Here is a 12792-nt window from a genome sequence, read left to right as displayed (position 1 = left end):
GCGGAGGTGCTATCGTGGGCGGCAGTATACACAGCGTACCTTTGGCTCGGCTTGACCTGACTCAGCCTCGAACCTCCTGGATGCCATGATGCAAAAAGTTGTCATTTTCGGGGTGCTGGACACCGCCCAACTGGCGCACTACTACCTGAAGAAAGACCCTTCGGTGCAGGTGGTCGGTTTTACCGTGAACGAGCGCTACCTGCCCGAGTCGAGAATGTTCGAAGGGCTGCCGGTGGTACCGTTCGAAACCCTTCAGGACTACTTCCCAAGCAGCGGCTACAAGCTGTTCGCGCCCATGACCGGGCGCAGGATGAACCGCCTGCGTGAGTCGGTGTACCTGCAGGGCAAGGAAAAGGGCTATGACTTCATTTCCTATGTCAGCCCGCATGCCACGGTGAACGATAACGTCATCGGCGAAAACTGCTTCATTCTCGAAGACAACACGCTGCAGCCGTTCACCACCATCGGCAACAACGTGGTGCTGTGGAGCGGCAACCATATCGGCCACCATGGCGAAATTCGCGACCATGTGTTCTTCGCCTCCCACGTGGTGCTGTCCGGGCATTGCCTGGTCGAGCCCTACGTCTGGGTCGGCGTCAATGCCACCATCACCAACAACTGCACCCTCGGCGAAGGTACCTGCGTCGCCATGGGTGCGCTGATTTCGAAAGATACTCAACCTTGGCAGCTCTATGTCGGCGCCCCCGCGCGCGCCGTGAAAAGCAGCCAGGAACTGGATTTTTAGGTAGAGCATGGCCTGGAAAAAACTCGGCAGAACCTTCGACCCCGACCACGACTGGGTCGGCTCCCACGCCCAGGTGCCCACCGCGCTGGTGCTGGACGATGTGATTCGGGTGTTCATCTCCACCCGTGACAGCGCCGGCAAGAGCCTGTGCTACGCGGTAGACCTGGACAAACACGACCCGCGCATCGTCGTCGCCCGCCACCGCGAGCCGTGCCTGGGCTTCGGCGCCCCCGGCACCTTCGACGACGAAGGCGTGATGCCCAGCTACGCGGTGAAGAAAGACGGCCGCACCTACCTGTACTACAGCGGCTGGAACCAGCGGCTGACCGTCCCCTACCACAATGCCATGGGCGTGGCGGTCTCGGACGATGACGGCCTGCACTTCGAGAAACTGTTCGAAGGCCCGATCATGGACCGCACCGCCACCGAGCCCTACCTGGCCGTGACGCCCACCGTGCTGTTCGATGAAGGCCTGTGGAAGATGTGGTACGTCTCCGGTACCCGCTGGCTGGAGGTGGATGGCAAGTACGAGCCGTTGTACGTGATCAAGTACGCCGAATCCCGGGATGGCTTCGAATACACCCGCTTCCCGCAGCAATGCCTGCCATCGCGTTTCGACACCGAAGCGTTTTCCCGCCCTTGCGTGATCAAGGAAAACGGGGTCTACAAGATGTGGTACTGCTCGCGTGCATCGCAAGACTACCGCAACGGCGCCGGCGCCTACCGTATCCGCTACGCCGAGTCGCCCGACGGCCGCGCCTGGACCCGCCATGACGATGAGGGCATCGCCCCGTCGGCCGAAGGCTGGGACTCGCTGATGACCTGCTATCCGTTCATCTTCCAGAGCAACGGGCATACCTACATGCTGTACAACGGCAACCGATTCGGGACCAGCGGCTTCGGCCTGGCCCAGTGGAGTGATGATGAGTAACGAACAGCTGCAAGACGACGTCTACAAACTCGAATCCACTGCATCGGACCTGCAGTACGCCTTCCGTGACAAGTTGCGCGACCTGTACCTGAACAGCCCGCTGTCGGACGATGACGTGCTGTTCAACATCGGCCTGTATACCCGCAGCTCGGTGTTGGTGAAGTTCATCGTCTTGAGCGACCTGTACAAGCGCTTCAAGCATATCCCCGGCATGATCTGCGAATTCGGTACCTGGTACGGCCACAACCTGGTGTTGCTGGAAAACCTGCGGGCCATGTACGAGCCGTTCAACAAGCAGCGCAAGATCGTCGGTTTCGACACCTTCGAAGGCTATTCCGCGCCGGGCGACAAGGACCGCAAGGAAAGCGGCGTGTGGGTTGAAAACTCATACTCGACCAAGGCCAGCTACAAGGACTACCTGAACGAACTGCTGCAGGTGCATGAAGGCAACAACGTGCTCGGGCACAAGCGCGGTGTGCATCAGCTGGTGGCAGGTGACGTCTGCCAGACCGCACCGGAATTCTTCAAGACCAATGGCTCGGCCATCGTCGCCTTCGCCTACTTCGACATGGGCCTGTACGAGCCAACCCTGGCGGCACTCAAGGCGATCAAGGCGCATTTGGTCAGCGGCAGCGTGCTGCTGATGGATGAACTGACCTGGGCCGAATCGCCAGGCGAGGCGCTGGCCTTCAAGGAAGTGTTCAGCCCTGCCGAATACACCCTGGAAAAATGCGAGCTGTATCCTTCCAAATGCATCGTCACAATCAGGTAAGGCAGCGATGATTTCCACCGAGGCGTTCGACCTGCGCATGGCGGAACAGGGTTGGGTGATTTTCGAGAACGCCATCCCCCGGGCCATCGTCGAGCAGATGCGCGAAGACATTCACAAGGCCTATGCCATCTGCCGCGACTACCAGGTGAAGAACGGCATCGATCAGGACACCAGCTACACGGTGCACCACCTGATCGGGCAGTTCGACAGCTTTCTCGAGTGCCTGAAGGCTTACCCGATCTATGCCTTCATCGAGCGCTATTTCGCCGGCCAGTTCATCCTCAATTCCTATGGCGGCGCCATCAATACCCGCGCCAGCCAGTCTTACGCCCAGCGCGTTCACCGGGATATCCGCTCTTATTCCGGGGACATGCCGCTGCTGCTGAACACGTTGGTGATGCTCGACGACTTCACCGCCGACAATGGTGCGACCTGGATGCTGTCCGGCTCGCACAAGGCCGAAGCCAAGCCGACCGACGACTATTTCAAGGCACATGCCGAACAGGCAATCGCCCCGGCCGGCAGCATCCTGATGTTCAACTCCAATGTCTGGCATGCTGGCGGCAGCAACGTGACCGATCAGGTACGCCGCTCGGTCACGCCGATGTTCTCCAAGCCATTCATGAAGCAGCAATTCGATTACCCGCGCGCCCTGGGTTATGACCTGGGGCCTGAGCTGGACCCGATGATGCGCCAGGTCATCGGCTACAACGCACGGGTACCCGCAACCCTGGACGAGTGGTACCAGCCACCGGCCAGGCGCATGTACCACTCCAACCAGGGTTAACCATGTCACGCGACCTGAACACCGAGTACCAGGACACGGAAAACCGCCTGTACGCCTATGATTTCGACTACATCCACCGCGACTACATGATCAAGGCGCTGAGCGGGCAGTTTCGCCCGGGCAATGCCCTGGAAATGGGTTGCTACCACGGTGAGTTCACCCGCAAGCTGCTGCAGGTCTTCGATGATGTGACGGTGCTCGAAGGTGCCTCCGACCTGATCGAGATCGCCCGCCGCAACGTGGCCGATACACGGGCAACCTTCATCCTCGGGCAGTTCGAGGACGCCAACCTTGAGCGGCATTTCGACAACATCTTCCTGATTCACACCCTTGAACACCTCAGCGAGCCACTGCCGGTGCTGCAGAAAGTCCGTGAGTGGCTGGCGCCAGGTGGCCGGTTGTTCATTGTCGTGCCCAACGCCAATGCGGCGTCACGGCAAATTGCAGTAGGCATGGGGCTGATCGACTTCAACGCAGCGGTTACCGAGGGCGAGCGCAAGCATGGCCACCGCTGTACCTACAGCCTCGACACGCTGGAGCACGAAGCGTTGCAGGCCGGCTTTCAGGTAACCCAGCGTGGCGGCATCCTGTTCAAGCCAATGGCCAACTTCCAGTTCGATGCCGCCTTGCGCGCCGGCATCATCGACCAGGCGTTCTTCGACGGCTGCTACAAGATGGGCATGAAGTACCCCGACCTCACCGCGAGCGTCTACGTCGTCTGCGAGGCCTGAACCTCAGAGGTAATCGTAGGCCGCCAGGTGCGGCCCGATACCCTCGGCGCCGACTTCCATCAGGGCGTCGATGATCGACAGGTAGGGGGTGAAGCCTTCGCCGCGCTGTTGATAGGGCAGCGGGCGCATGCCGATGAAGCGCAGCTCGATGCCGGCTTCGGCGAACGCAGCCGGCTCGTACAGCGAACGCCCACCCTGGGCGTTAATGTAGCGGGTCGCGCCTTCCTGGCGGCAGATGTCCACAATCCGCTCCTGCGCCGCGAGCTGGGCATTGCCATAGCCCTCGCTGCTACTGACGATCTGCACCTTCTGGCCCATGAAGCCAGCCAGCACCTGAATCTGATGAGTCAGAAAACCCGCCAGGTTGGTGTCCTGATGCGTCAGGATACGCTCGACGACAGGGAACACCTGATCGAAACAGGGCGCCTTGCGGTAGGCCATCTCCACACAGCGCAGCATGCGCCGCTGCCACTGGGCAGCGGGGGCAATGTCGATCTGGTTGATCTTGCGGTTCTGCGAGGCCTGCAACAACGGCAAGGTAATCAGCCCCGGCGCCTTGTTGATCAGGATGCGGTTGCGGTTTACCCAGCCGCGGACGATGTAGTTCACATCGTCGTAGACCACGAAGCGGTCTGCGGCCTGCAACAGTTGCCAGTAGCCAATGTAGGGGAACAGGTAAGGCTGCATGACCGCCACTGTGCTCATGCAGCGGCCCCGGCGATCAGGCCGATGATGAAGTCGACGGTGGCATTGTCGAGGTCAGGATAGATCGGCAGGCAGATCACCTGTTCCACCACCTGATGCGCCACCGGCAGGTTGGCCGGGCTGGCCGACGGATACTCGCGGTACATCGGCAGGCCGCTGATCAGTGGCTGGAAATACCGCCGGCCGTGGATGTTGTGGGCTGCCAGGTGGGCGAACAGCGCGTCGCGGCCGAGCCCGAACTCGGGCCCCACCAGTATCGGGAAGTACGCATGGTTGGCGACCGCCTCGCCCACCCCGCTAATGCAGCGGATGCCAGCAATGCCGGCAAGGCCGGCACGGTAACGCTGGTCGATGCGCCGGCGTTTCTCCAGTGCTTGGTCCAGGCCTTGCAGTTGCAGCAGGCCGAACGCCGCATGAATTTCGCTGAGTTTGCCATTGGTGCCGGTCAGCTCCACGGTGGTGCCGTCGGCAGACAGGCCGAAGTTCTTCAACTGGTCGATGCGCCGTTTGCTCGCCGCGTCGCGACAGACAATGGCGCCGCCCTCGAAAGTGCTGAACACCTTGGTCGCATGGAAACTCAGGGTCGCCAGGTCGCCATGACGCAGCAGGCTACCGCCGGCATCCTGTGCGCCGAAGGCATGGGCAGCGTCGTAGATCACCTGCAGGCCGTGGCGCTCGGCGATCGCGCGTATCGCTTCGACATCACACGGGTGGCCGTAGCAATGTACCGGCAGGATCGCCGTGGTCTTCTCGGTGATGGCCGCTTCGATGCGCGCCGGGTCGAGGTTAAGGGTGTGCGGATCGATATCGACGAACACCGGCGTCAGGTTGTTCCACAGCAATGAATGCGCAGTGGCGACGAAGGAGTACGGCGTGGTGATCACCTCGCCGCTGAGCCCGGCCGCCTGCAGCGCGGTGATCAATGCCTGGGTGCCATTGCAGAACAGCGAAATGTGTTCGACGCCCAGGTACGCGCACAGCGCCGCCTCGAGCCGCTGGTGCATGGTGCCGCCATTGGTCAGCATGCGGCTGTCCCAGATTTCCTGCAGATAGGGCAGGAACGCGTCCAGCTCAGGCAGCGCGGGCTGGGTCACGTAAACCGCTTGCCGGTCGCTGGCTGGCAATGCTTGCGCGGACGCTGCCGATGGCTGCTCCCATGTCGTACGGGCTTGGGCATGCTTGGCCATGTCTAGATTGCCTTGTCGAACTCATGCCGCGCCCAGAAGTCGCGCATGATCGCCCAGCAGCGCCGGGATTCACCTTGGGCAGCGGCGCCATAAAGCACCTGGCACTGCTCGCCGTGGATGCGGAAACTGCTCAGCGGCTGAATCAGGTAGACCGTGTTGCCGCGCAGGGCGAGGTTGAGGAAGATCGCCACGTCCGAGGCCCAGGCAATGGGTTGCTGGTCGACCGACATGAAGTCAGGGGTAATGCCCAGCATGTCGGCGCGACGGAACATCACCGTGCTTGGTTCGCCGACGAAGTTGATCTGCGACTGCATCAGCGCGGTGCCCAGCGACAGGCCTTCAATCAGCGAATCATCCGCCACCGGGGCCTGGGTCGCAGCGATATCGGCCAGTGGTTCACCGTACTGGTCGATGCGCTGGCGCTTGGAGGTCACCAGGGTAACGTCCGGGTAGCGGCGGAAGCTGTCGAGCATCCGCTCCACGCACTCGAGGTCCAGCAGGTCGTCGTCGTTGAGGAACTTGACGAACTCGCCCCGCGCTTCGTTCAGGCAGAGCACGTGGTTCAGGCGGCCAATATCCTTGCCGGCATCCGGGTTGCGCACATAACGCACACGCGGGTCGTGCTGGCTCAGGTCGGCGCATATCCGTTCGATTTCATCGGTCGGGCAGTCGTCGCACACCAGGATTTCCAGGTTGCGGTAGGTCTGGTTCAGCGCGCTGCCCAAGGCGTCGTACAGGTGCTCGGTCTTGTAGGTCGGCATGACGATGCTGACCAGTGGCTGCGCATCCGCCGCCAGCTGGCGCGGCGTCTTGCGGAACTCCAGCACCAGTTGCCCCGGCATGGGAGCGTCCAACCCGCTCAGTTGCGGATCGCTGCTGGCGCCCGCTTCGGTGATGGCCACCGGTTCCAGGCCGACCATCGTGCAGATCCGCGTCAGCTCTTCGGCGTCGAAGGTCCAGGCGTGCTGGCGGATAGCCATGTTCAGCCATTCGCCACGACCGATGCCCGGGGCCTCGGGGTGGCCGCGATTGCTCAGGTAATCGTCGATCAACGCTTCGAGGTCAGTGCAGACCAGGCGGATTACCCCACCCGGTTGCAGCGCCCGGCGGCATTCATGCAGCAGGCGGATAGCCTGGTTGCGCCCCAGCCGCTGGAGAAAATGGGCGCTGTAGATTCCTGCCAGCGTACCGTGTTCCCACGGCAATGCCTGACCCGGCGCCCACTGCACGTCAGCGCCCACGGCATCCAGGTCGATATTGATAAAACCCTGGCGTGGGTGATCGGCGCAACCTAGATTCAAGTAGATGGGGGGCATGGTGCTCGCTTCGAAGGGATCATCGGGACGTACTGCAGCAACCGCTGTATCGGCCGCAATCTTCCAGGCATGACTGTGAATTTTAGAAGACGTCAGCATGCCGCAGGCATGATCGCCAAATCCCCTTCACGGCACAAGGCCGCCCCTACGGACGGGCGCAAGGCAACGATTCACTCGGCAATAGCATTTTTCCCCGAGCCCTTTGCCCGGTACAAGGCCTGGTCGGCCCGGGCCAGCAGATCCTCCTGGCCCTCTCCTGCCTGCCACTGCACCACGCCATAGCTCATGGTCAGGCGGCAATCGCCCACCGGCTCCATGCGCTCCATCACCCGGCGCAACTGCCCCGCCAGCTCCAGTGCCTCGCCCAGCGTGGTCTGCGGCAGCACCATGACGAACTCGTCGCCGCCCCAGCGCGCCAGCAAGTCAAGTTCACGCAGGCTGGTGCTCAGGTTCTCGACCACCCGGATCAACGCCGCATCGCCACGGGCGTGGCCATAGCGGTCATTGATCGGTTTGAAATCATCCAGGTCCATGGCAATCAGCGCCAGCGGCTGGCGGAAGCGCTTGGCCCGTTCGCACTCCTGCTGCAAGGTCTTCTCCAGCTGGTAGCGATTGGCTATGCGCGTGAGCGCGTCGCGTTCGGCGAGGATGCGGTTCTCGTCAAGCTGGCGCTGCAGCTGCTGGTTGACCCACGACAGCTCGCGGGTGCGCTCGGCCACCTGGGCTTCCAGCGAATGATTCTTCTGCTCCAGCTGCTCGACCAGGCGCTTGCCCGCATCGATATTGCGGTGCGCACCGAGCATGCGCGCCACCGAGCCGTCCTCGTTGCGGTCGATGATATGGCCGCTGTCCTCGACCCACAGGTAACTGCCATCGTGGCAGCGGCAGCGGTACTCGATGAGATAGCGCTCGTTGCGCTGGCTGATGTAGGCCTCGAAGTGCGCCATCACCCGTGGGTAGTCCTCGGGGTGGATCACGCTTTCCCAGGTCAGTACGGTGTTGGCCATGGAATGGCTTTCGTAGCCGAGCATGGCGTACCAGCCCGGATTGCGGTAGACGTAGCCGGTATTGGCATTCCAATCCCAGATACCATCGCTGATCAAGCCGAACAACGTGGCCAACTGCTGTTCACTGAAGCCGGCAGCTGCCGGCATTGCTTCCTGACTCATGGACGCTCTCCCTGGTGTCCAGCAACTGCGCCCCGATGAAGGTGCTGCCGACAGTGCTTGTGTTTGCCGCAGGCGGCAACGTGCTTGCTCTGACAGGCAAGCATATGCCTGGCGGCCGACGACCGGAATAGCCCCAACGTCCTATTTTTGTGGCCTGCACGGCTGGCACAGGCTTCGCTATGAACCGCCACGCGTGGGTTATTTCGGAAATCTGCGTTGTTACCCAGCCCGGCGGGTTTTACCCTGAGCGGGCCTGATGAATGTTCAAGGAACCCACATGCACTATAAAAGCGCGATGCACGCATTCACCGAGGGTGTCCGCGCAGTTCTGCCACTCACCACCGGCATGCTGCCGTTCGGCCTGATTACCGGGGTTACGGCCATCGGCGTGGGCATGTCGCCGCTCGACGCGATGGGCATGACCCTGCTGTTCTATTCCGGCTCCGCGCAGATGGTGGTGCTGCAGCTGATGCAGAGCGGCGCGTTACCGCTGACCATGGTGGTCACCGCGTTGGTGATCAACCTGCGCTTCCTGATGTACAGCGCAGCCCTGGCCCCGCACCTGAGCGATCTGCCACGGCGCAAGACCTGGCCATTGTCCTTCCTGCTTTCCGACCAGTCGTTCGCCCTGTGCAGCCTGAAATTCGGCGCCGGCGGCCTCGGTCGATTTGCCTTTCCCTACTACCTGGGCACCGCCTTGCCGATGTGGTTCGGCTGGAACCTGGCGGTGCTGGCCGGCGTGTACCTGGGGGCCGGCATTCCGGAGTCCTGGTCGCTGGGTTTTGCCATTCCACTGTCATTCCTGGCGCTGCTGGTGCCGAGCATTCGTAACCCGGCGATGCTGGGCGCAGCGGTGGTTGGCGGCGCGCTGGCCGTGCTGGCACACGACCTGCCCTACAACCTTGGCTTGCTGGTCGCCTCGCTGGGCGGCGTGATCAGCGGGCTGAGCATCGAACAGCTGCGCAAGGGCGCACGCGTGACAGCGGAGGCGCCATGATCGACCTGAATCCCTGGATCACCTTCGCCCTGATTGGCCTGGGCACCTTTGCGATACGGCTGTCGTTCATCGAGTTCTACGGTGCATTGCGCATTCCGCCGCTGTTGCGCCGTGCGCTGGTCTACGTGCCGGCCAGTGTATTGGCCGCGCTGGTGCTGCCGGCCGTGGTGTTCAAGGCCGGCCAGCCTGGGGTCGACTGGAGCAACCCGCAGATACCGGCCGCGATTGTCGCCGGGCTGGTCGCCTGGCGCTCGCGCAGTACGCTGCTGACCCTCGCGGTTGGCATGGGGGTGTTGTGGGGGTTGCAGTATTGGGGGTTCTAGCGGTCGGGCACCACACTGAAGCGGTTGCGCCCACTGCGCTTGGCCTGGTACATGGCCTTGTCGGCCAGCGCCAAGGCATCCTCGGCAGTTTGCGGGTCATGCCCGGAATGGTTGAGGTAGACACCGATACTGGCGCCAACGGCCACTTCAACACCCTCCACCGCAATCGGCGCCGACAGCTCATCACACAGCTTGCGCGCAATATCCCGGGCTGACGCCTGGTTGGCCACGGCCTGGGCGATGACCACAAACTCGTCACCGGCCAGCCTGGCCACCGTGTCGTCCGCACGCATGATCGCCAGCATGCGCCCCGCAGCAACCTGCAGCACGGCATCGCCCACCTCGTGGCCATGCTGGTCGTTGACTTGCTTGAAGCCATCCAGGTCGATGAAGAACAAGGCAAACGCAGCCCGCTGCTGCAGGGCGCAATCCAACTCTCCATACAACGCCGCGCGGTTGGGCAGCCCGGTCAGCGGGTCGAGCGTGGCCTGGTCGAGCAGGGTCTTTTCCTTGCGCTTGCGTTCGGTCACATCCAGCGACATGACGAAAAAGCCCTCCACCTTGCCGTTGCGGATATCAGGCACATAGGACGCGTGCCAGATCCGCGTGTCATCGGGGCTGTAACGCACGTTGTCAGCCTCCACCCGCTCGCCAGCCAACGCCTTGTGGAAGCAAGGCAGCAGCTGCTGGTACACGTCCGCCGGCAGCACATCCTGCACCTTGCGGCCTTTGAGCTGGATCGGCTCGACGCCGAAGACCTGCCGGTACACGGCATTATTGAAGCGGTATTCGAGGTTGGTGCCGATCTGCGCGATCAGCACCGGGATATTGTCGGCAATGGCCTGCAGGGTTTCCTGGCTGCGTGCCAGCTCTTCGGTGCGCTGCGCCACCTGCTGCTCCAGGGTCGCCTGGTAGCGCTGCAGTTGCTGCTGGCGGCGCTTGCGTTCGCTGATGTCGCGCACGAACACGACCAGTTGCTCGGTAACACCGCGCGCATTGCGCAGCGCCGACACGCTCAACTCGCTCCACAGCGCGCCATTGCCGGGGGTGACCAGCCGTACTTCGATGACCAGCGAATCCTGCTCACCGGCAACGATTCGCTGCCAAGGCTCGTCCAGTTTGGCCAGGTCCTGCGGGTCGATCAGCTCGCCCAGCCGGGTCAGCACCAGCCACTCCTTGGCCCTGCCCAGCAACTGGCAAAATTCCCGGTTGGGCTCGAGGATACGCCCGTCAAGAGCCACCAGGGCCTTGCTCGTCGGGCTACTGTCGAACACCCGGTGAAAACGCGCCTCGGAAGACACCAATGCGCCCTGCTCCGCCTGCTGCACCGCGCTGCCCGAGTCGATGGCCAGGCTGCGGTGCAGCATCTCGCGCTCGACGATTCGCGCCAGGTCGCGCAGGTGCGCCAACTCGGTTTCCGACACCTGGCGGGGCCGGCTGTCCAGCACACACAAGGTGCCCACGGTCAGCTCGCCGGCAAAGCGTAGCGGCACACCGGCATAGAAGCGGATGCGCGGCCCAGCGGTCACCAGCGGGTTGTCCTCGAAACGCGGATCGGCGCTGGCATCCGGGATCACCAGGATGTCTTCGGCATGCAGGGCATGGGCACAGAACGCCATATCGCGCGTGGTCTCGGCCACATCGATGCCCTGGCGCGACTTGAACCACTGGCGATTCATGTCGACCAGCGACACCAGGGCCATGGGCACATCGAGCAGCACGCTGGCCAACCGGGTGATGCGGTCGAAGGTTTCCTCGGCCGGGGTATCGAGAATGTTCAGGCTCTCGAGGAAACACAGGCGGGCTGCCTCGTTGAGAGGCGACGGGGCAATTTGCATGACAACGCGCTCGATAAAAATCCTGACCCGCAAACGATAGCGCTGCAACGCTCAAGCGCAAGCCTTTCATCTCTTCTATCGAATCGCTCAAGCCGTATAATCGCGTTTTTTTGTAAGCCTAAGACGTATTTTCATGAAGAAACTGCTTTGCGCCGTCGCCCTCGCCTTCGCCGCCATCCCCGCTGCCTTCGCCACCCCACCCGCCACCTTCACCGAAGCCAAGGTGGTTGCCAAACAGAAGATCTACCTTGACCAGGGCAACAGCGCCATGGGCGAGTTGTACTGTGGCTGCAAGTGGACCTGGGTCGGCAAGTCCGGCGGCCGGGTCGACCTGAAATCCTGTGGTTATGAAACCCGCAAGCTGCAGACCCGCGCCGAGCGTACCGAGTGGGAGCACATCGTCCCGGCCTGGACCTTCGGCCACCAGCGCCAGTGCTGGCAGAACGGCGGGCGTGAACAATGCGTGGATACCGACCCGACTTTCCGTTCGATGGAAGCCGACCTGTTCAACCTCTACCCGTCCGTGGGCGAAGTGAACGGTGACCGCAGCAACTTCAACTACGGCATGGTTTCTGGCGTTGCCCCGCAGTACGGCCAGTGCGCTACCAAGATCGACTTCCAGCAGAAAACCGCCGAGCCACGCGACGAGGTCAAGGGGCTGGTGGCACGCACCACGTTCTACATGTTCGATCGCTACAAGCTGAGCATGTCGCGCCAGCAGCAGCAGGTGCTGATGGCCTGGGACAAGCAGCATCCGGTGACGGCCTGGGAGAAGCAGCGTGACCAGCGCATTGCCGCGATCATGGGGCACAACAACCCGTTCGTGACCGGCGAGCGCAAGTGGGCGCTGGGGTATACGCCGAAGGGTGCTGCCGCGGTGCCGACGACGGCGGTGAAAGAGACGGCCAAGCCGACGCTGGCCAGTACTGCGGCGAGCGGTGCGGTGGTCGGTAACCGCAATAGCCATGTGTATCATTTGGCCAGCGGTTGCCCGGGGTACAGCCAGGTTTCGCAGAAGAACCAGGTGGCGTTTGGCAGTGAGGCCGAGGCGTTGGCGGCGGGGTACCGCAAGGCGGGGAATTGCAAGTAAGGGTGTGAGAGGGTATGAGGGCTTGCAGGTGTACGCCTTTACATCTTCTGCGGCTGTGAGATCGAGCGCCGCCCGCGCGGCGCATCGCGAGAGGGTGTCAGAAATTTTGTGTTCGGGCATAACATGAGTAAGAGGTGCATGTATGCCAACCAAAAAGAAACCCTTGCGTGACCTGCCCAAAATCCCCAAAGAGCTGCTGGA

General features: G+C 62.4%; 13 protein-coding genes. 8 read left to right on the top strand and 5 right to left on the bottom strand.

Annotated elements, in window-relative coordinates; genetic code table 11:
- Positions 1-88: 88 nt before the first annotated feature.
- The 5 genes from ABE528_RS03990 to ABE528_RS03970 are packed head-to-tail and all read left to right on the top strand — an operon-like array spanning position 89 to position 3966.
- Complete coding sequence (locus ABE528_RS03990; RefSeq protein WP_346652281.1) at positions 89-745, top strand: acetyltransferase; 657 nt, start codon at positions 89-91, stop codon at positions 743-745.
- 7 nt (positions 746-752) lie between these two features.
- The gene (locus ABE528_RS03985; RefSeq protein ID WP_152958799.1) at positions 753-1676 is read left to right on the top strand and encodes a hypothetical protein; all 924 of its coding nucleotides are present in this window, start codon (positions 753-755) and stop codon (positions 1674-1676) included.
- Entirely contained in the window at positions 1669-2448 is a 780-nt protein-coding gene (locus ABE528_RS03980) for a class I SAM-dependent methyltransferase (RefSeq protein WP_346652280.1), read from the top strand. Before ABE528_RS03985 ends, ABE528_RS03980 begins: the two co-directional genes overlap by 8 nt.
- A 7-nt stretch (positions 2449-2455) precedes the next feature.
- Positions 2456-3235, top strand: coding sequence for a phytanoyl-CoA dioxygenase family protein (locus ABE528_RS03975; protein ID WP_152958797.1), 780 nt, complete (start codon positions 2456-2458; stop codon positions 3233-3235).
- 2 nt (positions 3236-3237) lie between these two features.
- A complete protein-coding gene (locus tag ABE528_RS03970; protein WP_152958796.1) occupies positions 3238-3966 on the top strand; it encodes a class I SAM-dependent methyltransferase in 729 nt (242 codons plus the stop codon).
- Between the two features lie 3 nt (positions 3967-3969).
- Here the strand turns inward: ABE528_RS03970 and ABE528_RS03965 are convergent, their stop codons facing one another.
- From ABE528_RS03965 to ABE528_RS03950, 4 genes are all read right to left on the bottom strand, one after another.
- Positions 3970-4671 carry a WbqC family protein gene (locus ABE528_RS03965; protein ID WP_346652279.1) on the bottom strand — a complete coding sequence of 234 codons (702 nt, stop codon included), beginning with the start codon at positions 4669-4671 and terminating at the stop codon, positions 3970-3972.
- A complete protein-coding gene (locus ABE528_RS03960; protein WP_256669415.1) occupies positions 4668-5858 on the bottom strand; it encodes a DegT/DnrJ/EryC1/StrS family aminotransferase in 1191 nt (396 codons plus the stop codon). Before ABE528_RS03960 ends, ABE528_RS03965 begins: the two co-directional genes overlap by 4 nt.
- A gap of 2 nt (positions 5859-5860) precedes the next feature.
- Complete coding sequence (locus ABE528_RS03955) at positions 5861-7174, bottom strand: glycosyltransferase (RefSeq protein WP_346652278.1); 1314 nt, start codon at positions 7172-7174, stop codon at positions 5861-5863.
- Positions 7175-7344: 170 nt separating this feature from the next.
- Positions 7345-8343 (bottom strand): sensor domain-containing diguanylate cyclase, encoded by a 999-nt coding sequence (locus tag ABE528_RS03950; protein WP_152958794.1) that lies wholly within the window; start codon positions 8341-8343, stop codon positions 7345-7347.
- A 277-nt stretch (positions 8344-8620) separates the two neighbouring features.
- On the opposite strand from ABE528_RS03950, the gene ABE528_RS03945 reads away from it, so the two are divergent.
- Both ABE528_RS03945 and ABE528_RS03940 read left to right on the top strand, forming a co-directional pair.
- Entirely contained in the window at positions 8621-9340 is a 720-nt protein-coding gene (locus ABE528_RS03945) for an AzlC family ABC transporter permease (RefSeq protein WP_346652277.1), read from the top strand.
- The gene (locus ABE528_RS03940) at positions 9337-9663 is read left to right on the top strand and encodes an AzlD domain-containing protein (protein ID WP_152958792.1); all 327 of its coding nucleotides are present in this window, start codon (positions 9337-9339) and stop codon (positions 9661-9663) included. The genes ABE528_RS03945 and ABE528_RS03940 overlap by 4 nt, the downstream gene beginning before the upstream one ends.
- On the opposite strand, the gene ABE528_RS03935 is transcribed toward ABE528_RS03940, so the two are convergent.
- Positions 9660-11501 carry a diguanylate cyclase gene (locus tag ABE528_RS03935; RefSeq protein ID WP_152958791.1) on the bottom strand — a complete coding sequence of 614 codons (1842 nt, stop codon included), beginning with the start codon at positions 11499-11501 and terminating at the stop codon, positions 9660-9662. The genes ABE528_RS03940 and ABE528_RS03935 overlap by 4 nt on opposite strands.
- A gap of 133 nt (positions 11502-11634) precedes the next feature.
- On the opposite strand from ABE528_RS03935, the gene ABE528_RS03930 reads away from it, so the two are divergent.
- Positions 11635-12591 carry an endonuclease gene (locus ABE528_RS03930; RefSeq protein ID WP_346652276.1) on the top strand — a complete coding sequence of 319 codons (957 nt, stop codon included), beginning with the start codon at positions 11635-11637 and terminating at the stop codon, positions 12589-12591.
- Positions 12592-12792 lie beyond the last annotated feature (201 nt).

The organism is Pseudomonas sp. TWI628, assembly GCF_039673865.1.
Lineage (GTDB): Bacteria > Pseudomonadota > Gammaproteobacteria > Pseudomonadales > Pseudomonadaceae > Aquipseudomonas.
Note: the sequence above shows the minus strand (reverse complement) of the source record. Positions and strands in the feature narration are given on the sequence as shown.

Bases quoted from the DNA above. Each gene is read 5' to 3' on its own strand.
- ABE528_RS03990 (WP_346652281.1), top strand. From the start codon at position 89: ATGCAAAAAGTTGTCATTTTCGGGGTGCTGGACACCGCCCAACTGGCG.
- ABE528_RS03985 (WP_152958799.1), top strand. From the start codon at position 753: ATGGCCTGGAAAAAACTCGGCAGAACCTTCGACCCCGACCACGACTGG.
- ABE528_RS03980 (WP_346652280.1), top strand. From the start codon at position 1,669: ATGAGTAACGAACAGCTGCAAGACGACGTCTACAAACTCGAATCCACT.
- ABE528_RS03975 (WP_152958797.1), top strand. From the start codon at position 2,456: ATGATTTCCACCGAGGCGTTCGACCTGCGCATGGCGGAACAGGGTTGG.
- ABE528_RS03970 (WP_152958796.1), top strand. From the start codon at position 3,238: ATGTCACGCGACCTGAACACCGAGTACCAGGACACGGAAAACCGCCTG.
- ABE528_RS03965 (WP_346652279.1), bottom strand. From the start codon at position 4,671: ATGAGCACAGTGGCGGTCATGCAGCCTTACCTGTTCCCCTACATTGGC.
- ABE528_RS03960 (WP_256669415.1), bottom strand. From the start codon at position 5,858: ATGGCCAAGCATGCCCAAGCCCGTACGACATGGGAGCAGCCATCGGCA.
- ABE528_RS03955 (WP_346652278.1), bottom strand. From the start codon at position 7,174: ATGCCCCCCATCTACTTGAATCTAGGTTGCGCCGATCACCCACGCCAG.
- ABE528_RS03950 (WP_152958794.1), bottom strand. From the start codon at position 8,343: ATGAGTCAGGAAGCAATGCCGGCAGCTGCCGGCTTCAGTGAACAGCAG.
- ABE528_RS03945 (WP_346652277.1), top strand. From the start codon at position 8,621: ATGCACTATAAAAGCGCGATGCACGCATTCACCGAGGGTGTCCGCGCA.
- ABE528_RS03940 (WP_152958792.1), top strand. From the start codon at position 9,337: ATGATCGACCTGAATCCCTGGATCACCTTCGCCCTGATTGGCCTGGGC.
- ABE528_RS03935 (WP_152958791.1), bottom strand. From the start codon at position 11,501: ATGCAAATTGCCCCGTCGCCTCTCAACGAGGCAGCCCGCCTGTGTTTC.
- ABE528_RS03930 (WP_346652276.1), top strand. From the start codon at position 11,635: ATGAAGAAACTGCTTTGCGCCGTCGCCCTCGCCTTCGCCGCCATCCCC.